The 14026-nt window shown below is 44.4% G+C and carries 16 protein-coding genes and 1 tRNA gene; 12 read left to right on the top strand and 5 right to left on the bottom strand.

The window, feature by feature from the left end; translation table 11 throughout:
* Positions 1 to 35 precede the first annotated feature (35 nt).
* Positions 36 to 1043, top strand: a complete 1008-nt coding sequence (gene moaA, locus IPL34_RS03860) for a GTP 3',8-cyclase MoaA (protein WP_296837973.1) — start codon at positions 36 to 38, stop codon at positions 1041 to 1043.
* Positions 1044 to 1103: 60 nt separating this feature from the next.
* Here moaA and IPL34_RS03855 read toward each other — a convergent pair whose 3' ends face one another.
* The gene (locus IPL34_RS03855; protein WP_296837972.1) at positions 1104 to 2174 is read right to left on the bottom strand and encodes a c-type cytochrome; all 1071 of its coding nucleotides are present in this window, start codon (positions 2172 to 2174) and stop codon (positions 1104 to 1106) included.
* A 254-nt stretch (positions 2175 to 2428) separates the two neighbouring features.
* Here IPL34_RS03855 and IPL34_RS03850 point away from each other — a divergent pair.
* A tRNA-Arg gene (locus IPL34_RS03850) sits at positions 2429 to 2502 on the top strand.
* A 203-nt stretch (positions 2503 to 2705) separates the two neighbouring features.
* Here the strand turns inward: IPL34_RS03850 and IPL34_RS03845 are convergent.
* Positions 2706 to 4376, bottom strand: coding sequence for a hypothetical protein (locus tag IPL34_RS03845; RefSeq protein ID WP_296837970.1), 1671 nt, complete (start codon positions 4374 to 4376; stop codon positions 2706 to 2708).
* 2 nt (positions 4377 to 4378) lie between these two features.
* Positions 4379 to 4831: a hypothetical protein gene (locus IPL34_RS03840; RefSeq protein WP_296837969.1), complete on the bottom strand. Its 453-nt coding sequence runs from the start codon at positions 4829 to 4831 to the stop codon at positions 4379 to 4381.
* A 160-nt stretch (positions 4832 to 4991) separates the two neighbouring features.
* Between IPL34_RS03840 and IPL34_RS03835 the strand changes: the two genes are divergently transcribed.
* The 3 genes from IPL34_RS03835 to IPL34_RS03825 all read left to right on the top strand — a co-directional run bounded on the left by IPL34_RS03835 (position 4992) and on the right by IPL34_RS03825 (position 6003).
* Positions 4992 to 5213, top strand: a complete 222-nt coding sequence (locus tag IPL34_RS03835) for a type II toxin-antitoxin system PrlF family antitoxin (protein WP_296837967.1) — start codon at positions 4992 to 4994, stop codon at positions 5211 to 5213.
* Positions 5214 to 5215: 2 nt separating this feature from the next.
* The gene (locus IPL34_RS03830; protein ID WP_296837965.1) at positions 5216 to 5629 is read left to right on the top strand and encodes a PIN domain-containing protein; all 414 of its coding nucleotides are present in this window, start codon (positions 5216 to 5218) and stop codon (positions 5627 to 5629) included.
* A gap of 125 nt (positions 5630 to 5754) precedes the next feature.
* A complete protein-coding gene (locus tag IPL34_RS03825; RefSeq protein WP_296837964.1) occupies positions 5755 to 6003 on the top strand; it encodes a helix-turn-helix domain-containing protein in 249 nt (82 codons plus the stop codon).
* Positions 6004 to 6131: 128 nt separating this feature from the next.
* Here the strand turns inward: IPL34_RS03825 and IPL34_RS03820 are convergent, their stop codons facing one another.
* Positions 6132 to 7370: an MFS transporter gene (locus IPL34_RS03820; RefSeq protein ID WP_296837962.1), complete on the bottom strand. Its 1239-nt coding sequence runs from the start codon at positions 7368 to 7370 to the stop codon at positions 6132 to 6134.
* Positions 7371 to 7627: 257 nt separating this feature from the next.
* On the opposite strand from IPL34_RS03820, the gene IPL34_RS03815 reads away from it, so the two are divergent.
* Positions 7628 to 8743, top strand: a complete 1116-nt coding sequence (locus IPL34_RS03815) for a hypothetical protein (protein WP_296837961.1) — start codon at positions 7628 to 7630, stop codon at positions 8741 to 8743.
* A 4-nt stretch (positions 8744 to 8747) separates the two neighbouring features.
* Here the strand turns inward: IPL34_RS03815 and IPL34_RS03810 are convergent, their stop codons facing one another.
* Positions 8748 to 9632 (bottom strand): TauD/TfdA family dioxygenase, encoded by an 885-nt coding sequence (locus IPL34_RS03810; protein WP_296837960.1) that lies wholly within the window; start codon positions 9630 to 9632, stop codon positions 8748 to 8750.
* Between the two features lie 345 nt (positions 9633 to 9977).
* Here IPL34_RS03810 and dsrA point away from each other — a divergent pair, with 345 nt between their 5' ends.
* The 6 genes from dsrA (at position 9978) to IPL34_RS03780 (ending at position 13934) form a co-directional block, all read left to right on the top strand.
* Positions 9978 to 11273: a dissimilatory-type sulfite reductase subunit alpha gene (gene dsrA / locus IPL34_RS03805; protein WP_296837959.1), complete on the top strand. Its 1296-nt coding sequence runs from the start codon at positions 9978 to 9980 to the stop codon at positions 11271 to 11273.
* 73 nt (positions 11274 to 11346) lie between these two features.
* Entirely contained in the window at positions 11347 to 12423 is a 1077-nt protein-coding gene (gene dsrB, locus IPL34_RS03800) for a dissimilatory-type sulfite reductase subunit beta (RefSeq protein WP_296837958.1), read from the top strand.
* 11 nt (positions 12424 to 12434) lie between these two features.
* On the top strand, positions 12435 to 12827 hold the full coding sequence (tusD, locus tag IPL34_RS03795) for a sulfurtransferase complex subunit TusD (protein WP_296837957.1): 393 nt from the start codon (positions 12435 to 12437) through the stop codon (positions 12825 to 12827).
* 11 nt (positions 12828 to 12838) lie between these two features.
* A complete protein-coding gene (gene tusC, locus IPL34_RS03790) occupies positions 12839 to 13243 on the top strand; it encodes a sulfurtransferase complex subunit TusC (RefSeq protein WP_296837956.1) in 405 nt (134 codons plus the stop codon).
* Between the two features lie 12 nt (positions 13244 to 13255).
* Entirely contained in the window at positions 13256 to 13564 is a 309-nt protein-coding gene (gene tusB / locus IPL34_RS03785; RefSeq protein WP_296837955.1) for a sulfurtransferase complex subunit TusB, read from the top strand.
* A 31-nt stretch (positions 13565 to 13595) separates the two neighbouring features.
* On the top strand, positions 13596 to 13934 hold the full coding sequence (locus tag IPL34_RS03780; protein ID WP_296837954.1) for a TusE/DsrC/DsvC family sulfur relay protein: 339 nt from the start codon (positions 13596 to 13598) through the stop codon (positions 13932 to 13934).
* The last annotated feature ends 92 nt before the right edge of the window (positions 13935 to 14026 follow it).

Below are 14026 nucleotides of genomic sequence, written 5' to 3'. Positions count from 1 at the left end.
ATACCTGAGTGAGCCTTAGTTGGAGTGTAACGTTTATGACTCATCCCACGCAGCCTGCTTTAATTGACCGCTTTGGGCGGCGTATTAATTATGTACGTTTATCGGTAACGGATCGCTGTGATCTGCGCTGTGTGTATTGCATGAGCGAGGATATGACCTTTGTGCCGCGTAGCCAATTATTGACCCTAGAGGAGATGGCACGGGTAGGAAGGGCATTTGTGCAATTGGGTGTGAGTAAAATTCGCTTAACAGGGGGCGAACCTTTAACACGGCGTAATATTGTCCATTTATGTGAGGAGCTAGGTACATTAGCGGGTTTGCGTGATTTCACTATGACCACGAATGGTACTCAACTGGTTACCTATGCCGCAGCACTTAAGCAAGCGGGTTTAACACGCCTTAATATTAGTCTCGATACCTTAAAACCAGAACGGTTTCAGCAGTTAACCCGTTTGGGCGATATTAATAAAACCTTGGCGGGCATTGATGCTGCCCTAGAGCAAGGGTTTGAGCGTATTAAACTCAATGCAGTGATTTTAAAAAACCGTAATCATGATGAAGTCCTAGATCTAGTCCAATTTGCTTTTAGTAAAGGCATCGATATTAGTTTTATTGAAGAAATGCCCTTGGGGGATATTAGCGAGCATAGTCGAGCGGAGGCTTATTATGCTAGTGATGAGATTTTGCGTGATTTGCGTGAACATTATGACTTGCAACCGCTAGTGGCTCGCACGGGGGGGCCTTCTAAATATTATGGGGTGGTGGGTAGTGAGCGGCGCGTCGGTTTTATTTCACCCCATAGCCATAATTTTTGCGGCGACTGTAATCGGGTGCGAGTGACGGCAGAGGGGCGCTTATTATTGTGTTTGGGGCAGGAGCATTCAGTCGACTTAAGGCGTGTATTGCGAGCGCATCCTTTAGACGATGAGCCTTTATTACAAGCCATTCAAAATGCGATGCAACTTAAACCCCTAGGTCATGAATTTGAGGTGACACAGGCTAAGGCTCAAGTGATGCGGTATATGAATATGACAGGTGGGTGAGTCAGTCAGTGCTTGAAAGGTGTAAATGACTTACACCTTTCACACGAATTATGGCTTAGCTTATTTCGCTTGAACAACCATGTAATCAACCGCTGCTTTAATTTGTGCATCGGTCAAAGCAGGATTACCACCGCGAGCAGGCATTAAGTTTTTACCTTTTAATGCGCTGGTATATAAGGTTTCCATACCCGTAGCAATACGCGGAGCCCACGCTGCTTTATCTGTTAGTTTCGGCGAACCCGATACCCCTACGTCATGGCAAGAGAAGCATAAAGATTTATAAACCTTTTCACCTTCTACTGTGCTGCTAGCACCCGCTGCTTGTTGTGCTTGTGCAGGCGCTGCGGCTGGAGCGGGCGCTGCTGGAGCTGCCGCTGGTGCTGGAGCTGCTGGAGCCGCCGCTGGTGCAGGGGCTGCTGGAGCCGCCGCTGGTGCAGGGGTTGCTGGAGCTGCCGCTGGTGCAGGGGCTGCTGGAGCGGCAGGTTCAGCCGGAGCTGCTGGAGCAGGAGCTGCGGCTTGAGCAGCGGGAGCTGCCGCTGGAGTAGGAGCAGCAGCCTGAGTTGCCGCTGGAGCAGGAGTAGCAGCCTGAGCAGCAGGGGCTGCGGCTGGAGCAGCTGCTGATTCAGCCGGAGCTGCTGCATCGGCCTTAGCTAAGTCAATGCCAGCTTTGCCGGTCATATATAAAATAGCATCAGTAATTTCTTGCTCGGTTAAAGAAGGATCGCCCCCTTTAGCAGGCATTTGATTCTTACCATTAATCGCTGAAGTTACTAAACCTTTTAAGCCTTGGGCAAGACGTGGTTCCCAAGCTGCTTTATCATCGATCTTAGGAGCACCTAAAGTACCTGCTGCGTGGCAATTGGTACAAAGTGCTTGATAGACTTGCTCGCCGGTACGGGCAACCGGTGCAATGGATTTATCCACCGTTTTAACCATGCCAATGCGCTTTAAATCTTGTTCAAGCGATGGGTTTTGTAAATTGGCGGGGTCATCTAAGCCCCTAGTACTGTTCTTCTCTATGGTATTGAATAGATTCGTTACCAGTACAAAAACGGCCGCGCCCAATATTAATAAACCGCCAACCAAAACAGGTTTTGCCATTGGGTCATGAGGTGGTGTTGAATGAGCCACTATATTTCTCCCATTAACCGGGCTAAAGGTACGCTTTGCCCGCATGATAAATTTCAAAGAGGGTTACAAATCTGTTTAATCGGCAAGAATTATATTTGAAACCGCTAATATGCACCAATGCTCTTTGGGGGAAAGTTGGAATATTCCGTATTTTTTCCAAGGAATTACTGAGTGCTCTACTAAACTATCTGAGAAATAACAAACTCTATTGGACTCACTCTCTGGATTTTTGTATTATCCAAACCCTCTTCGATGCGCCCTTAGCTCAGCTGGATAGAGCGTTGCCCTCCGGAGGCAAAGGTCAGAGGTTCGAATCCTCTAGGGCGCGTTTAACTATCTTCCAAACTCATCCAAAGTCGCTCAAACTATCCTTTAAAACAACGTTTTAGGGCGTCTCTATAGTCCAGTATCGTACAGTTTAGGCAGTTTAGGTTTGTAAAGGCTTGCTGTTTCGTGTGTAAAGCAGTGTGTAAGATAGGTTTAAGATCTTAGCGCCCGCAGCCGATAACTAATAACGTGATGCTCAGCGCCTTAAACCACTGGCAAGCCGTAAGCTGCGTAAAAGTAGCGGGTAAATTCATACAGCCATGCGGCTATGGGGAGATCGGCTAGTTTTAGAATGAGCCAAATGAGGGCGCTGACTATGCCAATGCTGAGGAGTAGGTAGCCGTAGAGCCATAGGCTGGCGGCGGTATAGCGTAGGCGGTCGCCTTCGGGGGTATTGATGAGGAAGGTGGCTAGGGCTTGCCCTTTGAGGCTGAAGATAATAATGGCGAGGCAGCCGAGGACTAGGTGGATAAAGGTGGGGAGTAGGGTAGTCCAGAGCATGAGTGTAACCATTAAGCCTTCACCAAAGGGGGCAACGGCGGCAGCGTAGGCGTAGTATTGCCAGTTGGTGGTAGCGCTTTGTCCGTCGGCATCGATCCAATGGCTGAATAGGCTATCGAGGGCAATAGCTCCTGCGGGGAGGAGTAGGCATAGGGCTAGCATGAATAGGACGGCTAGTAAGGCGTCGATGAGTACTTCTAGGGTGATGAGCCAGACTTTATCGGTTTGGAGGGTTTTTTCTAAAAAAGCACGGCTAACCCACCATGATAAATAGTCGAGTAGTGCATTAATCAAAGGCATCATTAAATAGAAAAATGAAATAATCATTGCTGTTTTATAATCTTTTATATATACACCTAGTAGAACAAATGTAAAAATTAAACCAGATAAAGTAATTATAATTTTTTTATGAAAAATTCGCCCGAAAGAGATGAATAATATACTAAACCCAAGAATGAGAATAGCCATATTAAATTTGTATGCTATTAAAGTAATAGTAAATATTAGTATGGCTAAAATACCAGTTGCATACCCTGCAAAAAAGCAAATATTAATAAAAATAAAGTCGTTTCTTACTAAGTACCCTAAAAGTGCTAGTGTTAGACCACAAACAAGATGCCAAATATTAATTGTTAGTTTATAGTTAACGCCTAGTTTTTCAAAGTACTTGATAATTCTAAGATCTAGGTCCAAACTATAAATCCAGCCGTACTTAAATGTGTAATAGGTTATTACAAGCCAAGCTATTATTATCGGAAAAACTATTAATCTATATATTGATTGCTCTGAAAAAAGAAAGGAGTGAGAGAAGCTATTAATTCCATTAAAATAACTATAGGTTAAAATAAATGCTAGAATAGGGTATGCATAAGCTAGTAAAAATGAGATGTTAAATGCACGAAGGGATGATTTTCCCCCATAAATCTTAAATAAAAAATCCAGTAGTCGATAGACTGCCGTTCTATAAAATTTGCGCCTTATCCCTTGCTGTAAAGTGGTAATAAAATACTGACGAGAGTCTATTGGGGCGATATAAATCCTCCAAAAAAACCAAACTAATCCTATTGATATAAGAAGAAATAATATGGTGAAACTGATAAAAATTACCCAAACTTGAAAAGTGCTTAGCTCTTTACTACGACGCTCATTCAATCGTTCAATTTGCTCAAGTACTTCAGTCGGTAAATTAATTTGAGTACCAATATGAGTACTTTTATCCACTTTTACAGTTTGCCCAGCAATGGCATCGCCTTGAACACTTTGTGCAACCTGACTTTGGCTTATGTCTTGAGTAGACTGTTCTGAACTACCCCCGCAGCCCACAATCCAAAGCAATAAACCCAGAGCCAGCCAATACTTAAACCAAGCACTCAAAGCTATTGACCGGTTTTAAGTTCAGTATTGCTATTAGCGGCAGCATCACAATTACCCACCGCGACGGCACTATTTTCTATATTCTCGACTCTTTGATCACTACGCTGATGCGGTTCGGTGCTTTTTCCTCCTTGCATTTGCGCCTGCCCCTGTTGAGAGGCAATTGCCTGACACCCTGCTACACTCACAGCACTGTTTTTGACTCCTTTCACCTCTTGCACCGTTGGACGCAATAAATCCTTCGCAAAGCCCAAACCAATCGCTAAAACACCTAAAATCAAACAGGTATAAATTAACTTAGTCACAATGCGCTCAATACTCGCACCACTTAAAGCCTCTGTTTGGCTCGGTTTAAAAATCCAACCCAAGCCCGCAATAATAAACAGCGCAAAACCAGCTAACGTAAACGGATTCGTTAAATGCTCAATCCAAGGCGTGATCACTTCCTGATTCATAGGGCAAACCTAAAAGAGGGGGGGGCGTACTGATGAATGTAGCAAATTAAGCTATGAGCGGCAAAACATACTCTAACAAAAGTTAAGTTTAAAAAACATGCTAGCACATGGTAGTATTCCTTACTAAAATAAGAAATGTAAGGAAAAAGAGGTTATTTCCATGTCAGCAGCCACTATCACCAGCAAAGGTCAAACGACTATTCCCAAAGACATCAGGGAGGCTTTAGCTTTACAACCTAAGGATAAGCTCCACTTCACGCTCTTACCCGATGGCACCATTATTGTGCGCGTCAAAAAACGTAGTATTCTGGAGCTTGATGGCTTGCTAGAACAACAAGGTAGTACACCTATTCCACTAGAACATATGCATCCTTGGAGCTAACCATGAAATATGGTTTAGATACCAATGTATTAGTACGCTACTTGTTAAATGATGATAAAGCTCAAGCTGCTTTAGTGCGCCAACGTATTCAGCAGGCTATTACTAATAAGGAAATACTTTTTATTAGCCTACTAACTATTTTGGAAACTGAGTGGGTATTGCGTAGTTATGGTAAACGTGACAAAGCTACTATTATTCAAGCCATGCAAGCTTTATTAGAAACGCAAGATGTTGAGATTGAGTTAGAGGAATCATTAGAGCAGGCTTTGCATTTTTATAAAAATAGCAATGCTGATTTTGCTGATTGTTTAATGGCAAGTCGTTATCAAAGAGAGGGTTGTAAAGCCATGCTTACCTTTGATAGTAAAGCTGCCAAATTACCTAACGGTGAGTTATTGGGTGAATCTCTCACTTAAATTACCAGAACGTTTTAGATGTGGACTGAGAATAGAGTTGCTTTATTCAACGTAGTAAGCAGATACAATTTTACTTTTATCCTCTAGAGCGGATAATATAAGATTTATCCTTTATAGCGGATAATATGATGCATATTTACTCTACCGATATGTTAGCCACAGCCCTACGGGATCAACGCAAACGTGCTCAGATCACGCAAAGTACCCTAGCTGAACACACAGGATTAAAGCAAGCCACTATATCAGCTTTGGAAAATCAGCCCGATGGCACGAAGCTAGAAACCCTATTTAAGTTATTGTCGGCTCTAGATTTAGAGCTACATTTAGTCCCAAAAGCTGCCAATAAAACGACAGGCTGGGAGCAAGAATGGTAAGTCGCAAAAGCCACTTGTATGTATTTATGAATGGTTTGCCCATTGGCATATTGAGCAAGGCAATTGACGGGGTGAACCTATTTTTAGTGGTATCTCAAATTTGGCACGACGCTATAGATAATCAATCATTAGGCTTTTACTGAAGCATCCTCAAACTTATTCACCTCGCGCAAGGGTTTAAACGCCCACATCCATAATCCCGCTACCCCTAGGGTAAATAAACTTCCTACTACCGCCGCTGGTTCAGTACCTAACCATTTAGCACTTAAACCCGCCCGAAATTCACCTAACTCATTCGATGAGCTAATAAATAACATATTCACCGCATTTACCCGCCCACGCATTTCATCGGGGGTAGAAAACTGCACTAAGGACGAGCGAATATACACACTCACCATATCCGCCGCTCCCGCCACCATTAACGCTAGAAACGACAATACAAAACTGGTTGACAGTGAAAACACTAAATTCGCCAAGCCAAACATAATCACCGCAGCGAACATCGTTATCCCAACTCGGCGATTGAATGGATATAAACTTAAATAAAATCCAACAGCTATTTCACCTAGTGTCATGCCACTACGCAACGCACCTAATCCAATAGAACCTACGTGTAAAATATCCTTGGCATAAATGGGTAGTAATGCAACGACTCCCCCTAATAATACGGCAAATAAATCTAATGAAATTGTCCCTAAAATAATCGGGCGCGAGCGAATAAATTGAATCCCCGCTGTAAAACGTTGCCATGCACTACCATTCAGAGTGTTATTGGGTTTTATTTGAGGTAATACCTTAACCCAAGGCAATAATAACGCCGCTCCCAAAAAGCTCAGCATACAAATACTATAAGTGAGTACTCCACCTCCCAAAGCATATAAGCCACCTCCGACTAATGGCCCTGCAATCGCAGCACTACGCATCAGCATACTATTAGCGGCAATCGCGGCAGCTAATTGTTCGCGGGGCACAATTTGAGGCAATAAACTTTGTACCGCTGGTCCAGTAAAGGCTCGACCACAACCATAGAGCATTAATACCGCATAATAAAAAAGGGGGTTGTGAATCGGGATTAAAGATAAGACTAATAACAAAGTACTGCATAGTGCTTCTAATATCCAACTGGCGGCTAAAATCTTTTTACGCGCAAAACGATCTAATAAGTCACCCGCCGGAATCAATAACACTAGCATCGGTATGAATTGTGCAAGCCCGACATAGGCTAATGCCATAGGGTCATTCGTCATGTCATACACTTGCCACGCCACCACTACCGCCTGAATTTGTGCGGCGAACATAGCTAGCACACGACCTGATAAAAATGGCAAAAAGCTCGGTTGGTGATAAATGCTAGTAGCGTGAGACATAGAGGATCTGCTGCAAAGTAGTTACGAAGCGTGAAAAATGCAGCATTATTCGCTCACTATTAGGGCTTAGCAAGGGTACTTATAAGTTTTCAACAGTGTAGGCAGGTATGAAATATGCACCCTCTCAAAATGGACTATAATTGATGCCAATTAATGCGAGGCAGTGTAATAGGGGGTGGTTTTTTAGCTCAATCACCCCCTCCCAATCATGTTACCGATAAATAGAGCAGGGATGCTCTACTGTGAGGAGTGTCAAGATGGATTTATATCCCAAGCCGTGGCTGAAACGCTTAGCTCCCGTGATGCTAAGTAGTGTTTTTGTTCCTCATTATAGTGCAGCCGCACCTATTCCGACCCTAGCCACTTTAACGAAACCCCTGAAAATCGATACCCGTGCTATTACTGTGTCTGGCTTGTCGTCGGGTGCATTTATGGCGCTGCAATTGCATGTGATTTTTTCCAAAACTATTAAGGGCGCTGGGCTAGTCGCCGGAGGTCCTTATCGCTGTGCCGAGGGAGTGTATCAAGGTTCAGCTTTAGATTTCAGCGGGCTATACACCCCCACCACAGTCTGCACTAATACTCATCCCCTGTATCCTTTTGCCGGGCCTCCTGAATTGGACTATTCCTTGCGTGAGACACAGCTCATGGCAGCTAAAGGTCTCATCGATGCGCCGGAGCATTTGGCACAAGCTAAGGTATGGCTATTTAGTGGAGCTAAAGATCAAACCGTACCCGCTTCAGTCATGGAGGTGACAGCGCAGTATTACCAACACTTTATTAATGATCAGAACATTGAACATTTACGTCATCCCCATGCAGAGCATGCCATGATTACCGATACAGTGGGTCATGCCTGTGATATTTCAAAAAGCCCTTATATTAGTCAATGTGGTTTTGATGCGGCTGGGGAGTTATTAGCGTTTTTACTCGGTGACCTTAAGCCTAAAGTAATGGCTGATCCAGAGTCCTTGTATACCTTTAGCCAGCTAGCGTATTTTAATAATCGTGATCCCAGCACTAGCCTGCATCCTCAAGCACATATTTATATTCCGCAAGCCTGTTTGGCGGGTGAGCCATGTCGCTTACATATTGCTCTGCATGGCTGCCAGCAATCGGAGGATTTTAATCATCGCGCCTTTTTCGAGCAGGCAGGCTATAACGAGTGGGCAGAGGCAAATAATATCGTGGTGCTTTATCCGCAAACACGGGCATGGAAAAGTACTTTATGGATGGGGGCGATGAGTAATCCTAAAGGTTGTTGGGATTGGTGGGGCTATAGTGGGGGGGATTATGCAACTAAGCATGGTAAACAAGTACGTGCTATTGCCAGCATGGTCAACAGCATGGCACGTAGCAAGGTACTGCAATAGCGCTTTAGTGTTGTGGTAGCGCCACCCGCTGCAAATAGCGCCCACGATATAATAAGCGCGGTTGATGGGGGTTATCCTGAAAAGCATTGCGATTATGCAGGATATTATTACAGATCAACCCTTCTCCGGCTTGCAGGGTGTGTCGGACTATATAAGGTGATTGATCCTCTGCCCATAATTGATTTAGATACGTGACCGCCTCTTGGGTCATAGGATCATTACGCCAGTGAATATTACGTTGGCGAGCCGAGTAGCGCATATGTAATTGCCCTCGGTGCACACTAAAGACTGAGCCTATGCTGGTAGGGCGAATAATCTCACCTTTTAGCTCATTAGCCGGAATGGTTAGCGCTTCAGGATGTATGAGCGCTTTAATATAAGCCGGATTAGCATCACGTAATAAAATATAAGCAATCTCGTGATCTAACCAGTGGCTTTCTCCCCCCGATTGTGCAGGCTGCATACAATGTAACAACATACCGTGAATCACTTGATCTTGAGGGTGGTAATAACCATCGGTATGCCAACTTAAAGCCTTGTTGGTATAGGGGATATAGTCGTGTTGTCCCTCATGCTGGGTCTGAGTAATCGCCGATAAACTATCCTCATCGGCACAAAGATTCGCGTGTAAGTCAGTTAAACCTAAGGCATGAGCGAGTTGATGAAGATGATACCTAGTCACCTGATCAGGCTGAGCAAAACGATAAAGCGCGAAATTGTAACGCTGAGTTTGCTGTTTTAAGCACTCAATTTGCGCAGTATAAGCGGCGGTATTGGGTGTTAAAGTAACCATTAAAGCGGTCAAGTCGAGTGGATAAGCGGCTAATTTTTGCTGCCGCCATTGCTCATAACTATCTTGATTCTCAAGTAAAAAATACTGTGCTTGCATCTGATCTACCTCACTTGTTAGTAGTCCTACAACCCAAGAAGCAAGAGCACCCTACCCATTGGGGTAATTGTTTTGTTTATTAGAATATTAAAACATAGCAATATAAAGACGTGACAACGAGTACTCCTTTAGGATTAGAGCCAAGACCTAAAGCTATATCTCCCTAGGGAGAGGTGAGTATTTGGTGTCCCTCCACTCTGTGAGATTCTAAGCACCAGAGGTTGGAGTCTACACTTAGCACCTACTAGCACGCTTTAGCGTGTGCTTTTAGTAATTTAAACAATATTCCAATGCTTGTGTGAACAAGCAAGCGGGCCATAAGGTATCTAACTCTAGGAGGCAAGTATGGCATCTAAACACTATCCAACCCCGATGCTTGATGTATTGGAAGAGGGTCCGTGGCCCAGTTTTATTAGTGGCTTTAAAGCATTGCGTGATAATCACCCTAGTGAGCGCATCCGCAATACGATTAATGGTTTATTGGGGCAGTTAGAGCACTCATACGAAACGCGTATGGGCTATTGGAAGGGCGGTACGATTTCAGTATTCGGTTATGGCGGTGGTATTATTCCGCGCTTCTCTGAAGTCGGTCATATGTTCCCTGAATCTAAAGAGTTCCATACCTTACGCGTGCAGCCTCCTGCGGGTAACTACTACACCACAGACATGTTACGCCAACTCGCTGATAGCTGGGAAAAATGGGGTTCAGGTTTACAAACCTTCCACGGTCAAACTGGCAATATCATGTTCATCGGAGCGGATAGCAAAAACTATCAACACTTCTTCGATGAGATCAATGAATACGGTTGGGACTTAGGTGGCGCGGGTCCTTGCGTTCGTACTGGTATGTCTTGTGTGGGTGCGGCCCGTTGCGAAATGTCTAACTGCAATGAACAAGCCATTCACCGTCATTTATTAAATAACTTTACTGATGACGTACATCGTCCGGCTTTACCTTATAAGTTTAAATTTAAGGTTTCAGGTTGCCCGAACGATTGCCAAAACTCAATTGAGCGTGCTGACTTTGCCGTGATTGGCACTTGGCGTGATGATATGAAGATCAACCAAGAAGAAGTCAAAAACACCATCATGAAAAAGGCGGCTGAGATTGGCAAAGAAGGTGATCGTTCAGCAGGTCGTCAATACATGTTCGACAATGTGATTAGCCGTTGTCCTACAGGCGCGATTAAACTCAATGACGATGACACCATTACCGTCGATAACAGTAACTGTGTACGTTGCATGCACTGCCTAAACGTTATGCCTAAAGCGCTACAGGTAGGTGATGACAAAGGTGTCACCATTCTCATGGGCGGTAAGCGTACTCTGAAAATTGGTGACTTAATGGGTACGGTGGTAGTGCCTTTCATGAAGTTAGAAACCGAAGAAGATTACGAACGTATTGTAGAAATGGCACAAAACGTAATTGATTTCTGGGCTGAAAATGGTCTAGAGCATGAGCGTTGCGGTGAGATGATTGAGCGTATTGGTTTGGTTAACTTCTTAGAAGGTGTGGGTATTGACCCTGATCCTAATATGATCAAACAACCACGCAACGTGTCCTACGTCCGTATGGATGGTTGGGATGAGGCCGCTGAAGAGTGGTTTAATCGTAAGCGTGCGGAAAAGTCAGCAGCTTAATGGGTTCAGCGCAAACTAAAGTACTGTGCGCTTAAAAAACGTTTAAGAATTTAGGTTTAAGGAGAGATGACGGATGTCAGCCCCAAAAATGCGTGATCCCATCGAATCAGGTTGCCCCGATGGTTTCCAATACATGCACCCCGTGATGCGCCGTAACTATGGTCAATGGTTGTATCATGAAGACCCCCGTCCGGGTGTGCTCGTGCATGTAGCGCGTAGCGGTGAAAAAATTTGGACAGTGCGTGCCGGTACTCAGCGTATCCTCGATGTGTTTACTTTACGTAAACTGATGGATATTGGTGATCAATTCGCTGATGGTTATGTACGTTTTACTATTCGTTCCAATATTGAATATATGGTAGCGGATGGTGCAAAAGTTGAGCCTTTAGTCAAAGCATTAGAAGATGCGGGTTTCCCTGTAGGCGGTACACGTAACTCAGTGACTACTTTGTCACACACTCAAGGCTGGTTACACTGTGATATTCCGGGTACGGATGCCTCCGGTGTGGTTAAAGCTATGATGGATGAGCTGATTGGCGAATTCAAATCATGGAGTATGCCTAATCGTGTGCATATCACCACTTCATGCTGCCAAATCAACTGCGGTGGTCAAGGTGATATTGCGATTAACGTCCAACACGTTAAGCCACCAAAAATCAACCACGCTCTAGTAGGCAATATTTGCGAACGTCCTTCAGTGGTGGCGCGTTGTCCTGTCGCGGCGATTCGTCCTGCGATGGTCGATGGTAAGCCTTCGCTTGAGGTTGATGAGAAAAAATGTATTTGCTGTGGTGCATGCTATCCTCCTTGCCCACCCATGCAAATCAATGATCATCAATACACTCAATTAGCTATTTGGATTGGGGGTAATCACTCGAATGCTCGTGGTAAGCCTACTTTCCAACGCTTAGTGGCGGCGGGTATTCCCAACAATCCACCTCGTTGGCCAGAAGCTACCGCCATCGTGAAGAAAATCCTCAAGTGCTACAAAGAAGGCGCTCGTGATTGGGAACGGATGAATGAATGGGTTGAGCGTATTGGCTGGCCACGTTTCTTTGAAGTGACGGGTTTACCGTTTACTAAGTACCACATTGATAACTGGCGTGGTGCACGTAATAACTTAAACTCTTCCACTCACATTCGTTTCTAATTGGGTGATGCATGAAATATACGCTTATGGTGAATGAAGGCCCTTATCAGCATCAATCGTCTGATACCGCCTATCAATTTGCTAAGGCTGCTTTAGCCAAAGGACATGAGATTTTCCGTGTCTTTTTCTATCACGATGGGGTTAATAATGGCTCGCGTTTAAGCGTGCCTCCCAAAGATGATCGCTTAGTGCAAAAGCAATGGTCTGAACTAGCTCAACAACACGGCATTGATATGGTGATTTGTATTGCCGCTGCGCAACGTCGTGGTTTGATGGATGCTAGTGAAGCTAAACGTCAAGGCTTAGATGCTGACAATATTGCTCCGGGCTTTCGTATTTCGGGCTTAGGGCAATTGATTGAAGGTAGTATCGAGTCTGATCGTACTATCGTGTTTGGGGATTAAGGGGTACTCACATGGCAACTAAAAAGTTTATGTATGTGAATCGTAAAGCTCCTTACGGCACGGTATATGCGCTCGAATCATTAGAAGTGGTATTGATTGCTGCTGCTTTTGAGCAAGAAGTCACACTCGCATTCGTGGATGATGGAGTTTATCAGATTATTAAAGACCAAAAGCCTAAAGCGATTGGTATGAAAAACTTCTCACCCACTTATAAAGCATTAGGTGATTATGACATTAAACAACTTTACGTTGAGCGCGAGTCTTTAGAAGAGCGTGGTCTAACGGAGGACGATTTAATGGAGTTGACCTACGAAGATGAGGACGATGATTGGGCAGAGAAATCATCCCTCAGCATTATTAGCCGAGCTGAAATGGCTGAACTCATGGCAGCTCAAGACGTGACTTTTAGCTTCTAAGGAGCGCTCTCAATGTCGATGTTACATATTGTGAATAAATCGCCGTTTGAGCGTAATGCCGTAGCAAGTTGCTTGAGTCACGCTTCAGAAGGCGATGCCGTATTATTGATTGAAGATGCGGTGATTGGTGCAGTAGCAGGGTCACAAGCTGCTACTTTACTAACGTCAGCTTTAACCACCAAAGCAATCTACGTGTTGGGTGAGGATCTTGCCGCGCGTGGTATTGAACAGAGTCGTTTAGCTCAAGGTTTACAAGTTGTTGATTATAGCGGCTTTGTAGATTTAACGGTCCAACACGACAAAACCCAAAGCTGGCTATAATTTTAGAACGTATTAATGTAGGAGATGCTATATGGCACTGGAAATCGGCGGTAAATCTATCGCAACAGATGAAGAAGGTTACTTAGAAAACTTAAACGATTGGACTCCTGAAGTGGCTACTGCAATGGCTCAGGCAGAAGAGCAACCGGTTACTTTAACGGATGAGCACTGGGAAATTATCAATTTCTTACGTGAATACTATGACGAGTATCAAATTGCTCCCGCAGTACGTGTTCTAACTAAAGCGGTTGGCAAGCGTTTAGGTGCAGATAAAGGTAACTCTAAATACTTATATAGCCTCTTCCCCTATGGCCCTGGCAAACAAGCTTGTAAATATGCAGGTCTGCCAAAACCTACTGGCTGCGTTTAATTCACCCGTGGATCAAGGGCAGTTTGCCCTTGAGCCTCTACAAAAGTTCTATGAGGCCCCTGCAACATAGTATTTTCGCAGAGGTTCATTAG

It is taken from the genome of Thiofilum sp. (assembly GCF_016711335.1).
In the GTDB taxonomy this organism is placed as follows: Bacteria; Pseudomonadota; Gammaproteobacteria; order Thiotrichales; family Thiotrichaceae; genus Thiofilum.
Note: the sequence above shows the minus strand (reverse complement) of the source record. Positions and strands in the feature narration are given on the sequence as shown.

Bases quoted from the DNA above. Each gene is read 5' to 3' on its own strand.
- moaA (WP_296837973.1), top strand. From the start codon at position 36: ATGACTCATCCCACGCAGCCTGCTTTAATTGACCGCTTTGGGCGGCGT.
- IPL34_RS03840 (WP_296837969.1), bottom strand. From the start codon at position 4,831: ATGAATCAGGAAGTGATCACGCCTTGGATTGAGCATTTAACGAATCCG.
- IPL34_RS03835 (WP_296837967.1), top strand. From the start codon at position 4,992: ATGTCAGCAGCCACTATCACCAGCAAAGGTCAAACGACTATTCCCAAA.
- IPL34_RS03830 (WP_296837965.1), top strand. From the start codon at position 5,216: ATGAAATATGGTTTAGATACCAATGTATTAGTACGCTACTTGTTAAAT.
- IPL34_RS03825 (WP_296837964.1), top strand. From the start codon at position 5,755: ATGATGCATATTTACTCTACCGATATGTTAGCCACAGCCCTACGGGAT.
- IPL34_RS03820 (WP_296837962.1), bottom strand. From the start codon at position 7,370: ATGTCTCACGCTACTAGCATTTATCACCAACCGAGCTTTTTGCCATTT.
- IPL34_RS03815 (WP_296837961.1), top strand. From the start codon at position 7,628: ATGGATTTATATCCCAAGCCGTGGCTGAAACGCTTAGCTCCCGTGATG.
- IPL34_RS03810 (WP_296837960.1), bottom strand. From the start codon at position 9,632: ATGCAAGCACAGTATTTTTTACTTGAGAATCAAGATAGTTATGAGCAA.
- dsrA (WP_296837959.1), top strand. From the start codon at position 9,978: ATGGCATCTAAACACTATCCAACCCCGATGCTTGATGTATTGGAAGAG.
- dsrB (WP_296837958.1), top strand. From the start codon at position 11,347: ATGTCAGCCCCAAAAATGCGTGATCCCATCGAATCAGGTTGCCCCGAT.
- tusD (WP_296837957.1), top strand. From the start codon at position 12,435: ATGAAATATACGCTTATGGTGAATGAAGGCCCTTATCAGCATCAATCG.
- tusC (WP_296837956.1), top strand. From the start codon at position 12,839: ATGGCAACTAAAAAGTTTATGTATGTGAATCGTAAAGCTCCTTACGGC.
- tusB (WP_296837955.1), top strand. From the start codon at position 13,256: ATGTCGATGTTACATATTGTGAATAAATCGCCGTTTGAGCGTAATGCC.
- IPL34_RS03780 (WP_296837954.1), top strand. From the start codon at position 13,596: ATGGCACTGGAAATCGGCGGTAAATCTATCGCAACAGATGAAGAAGGT.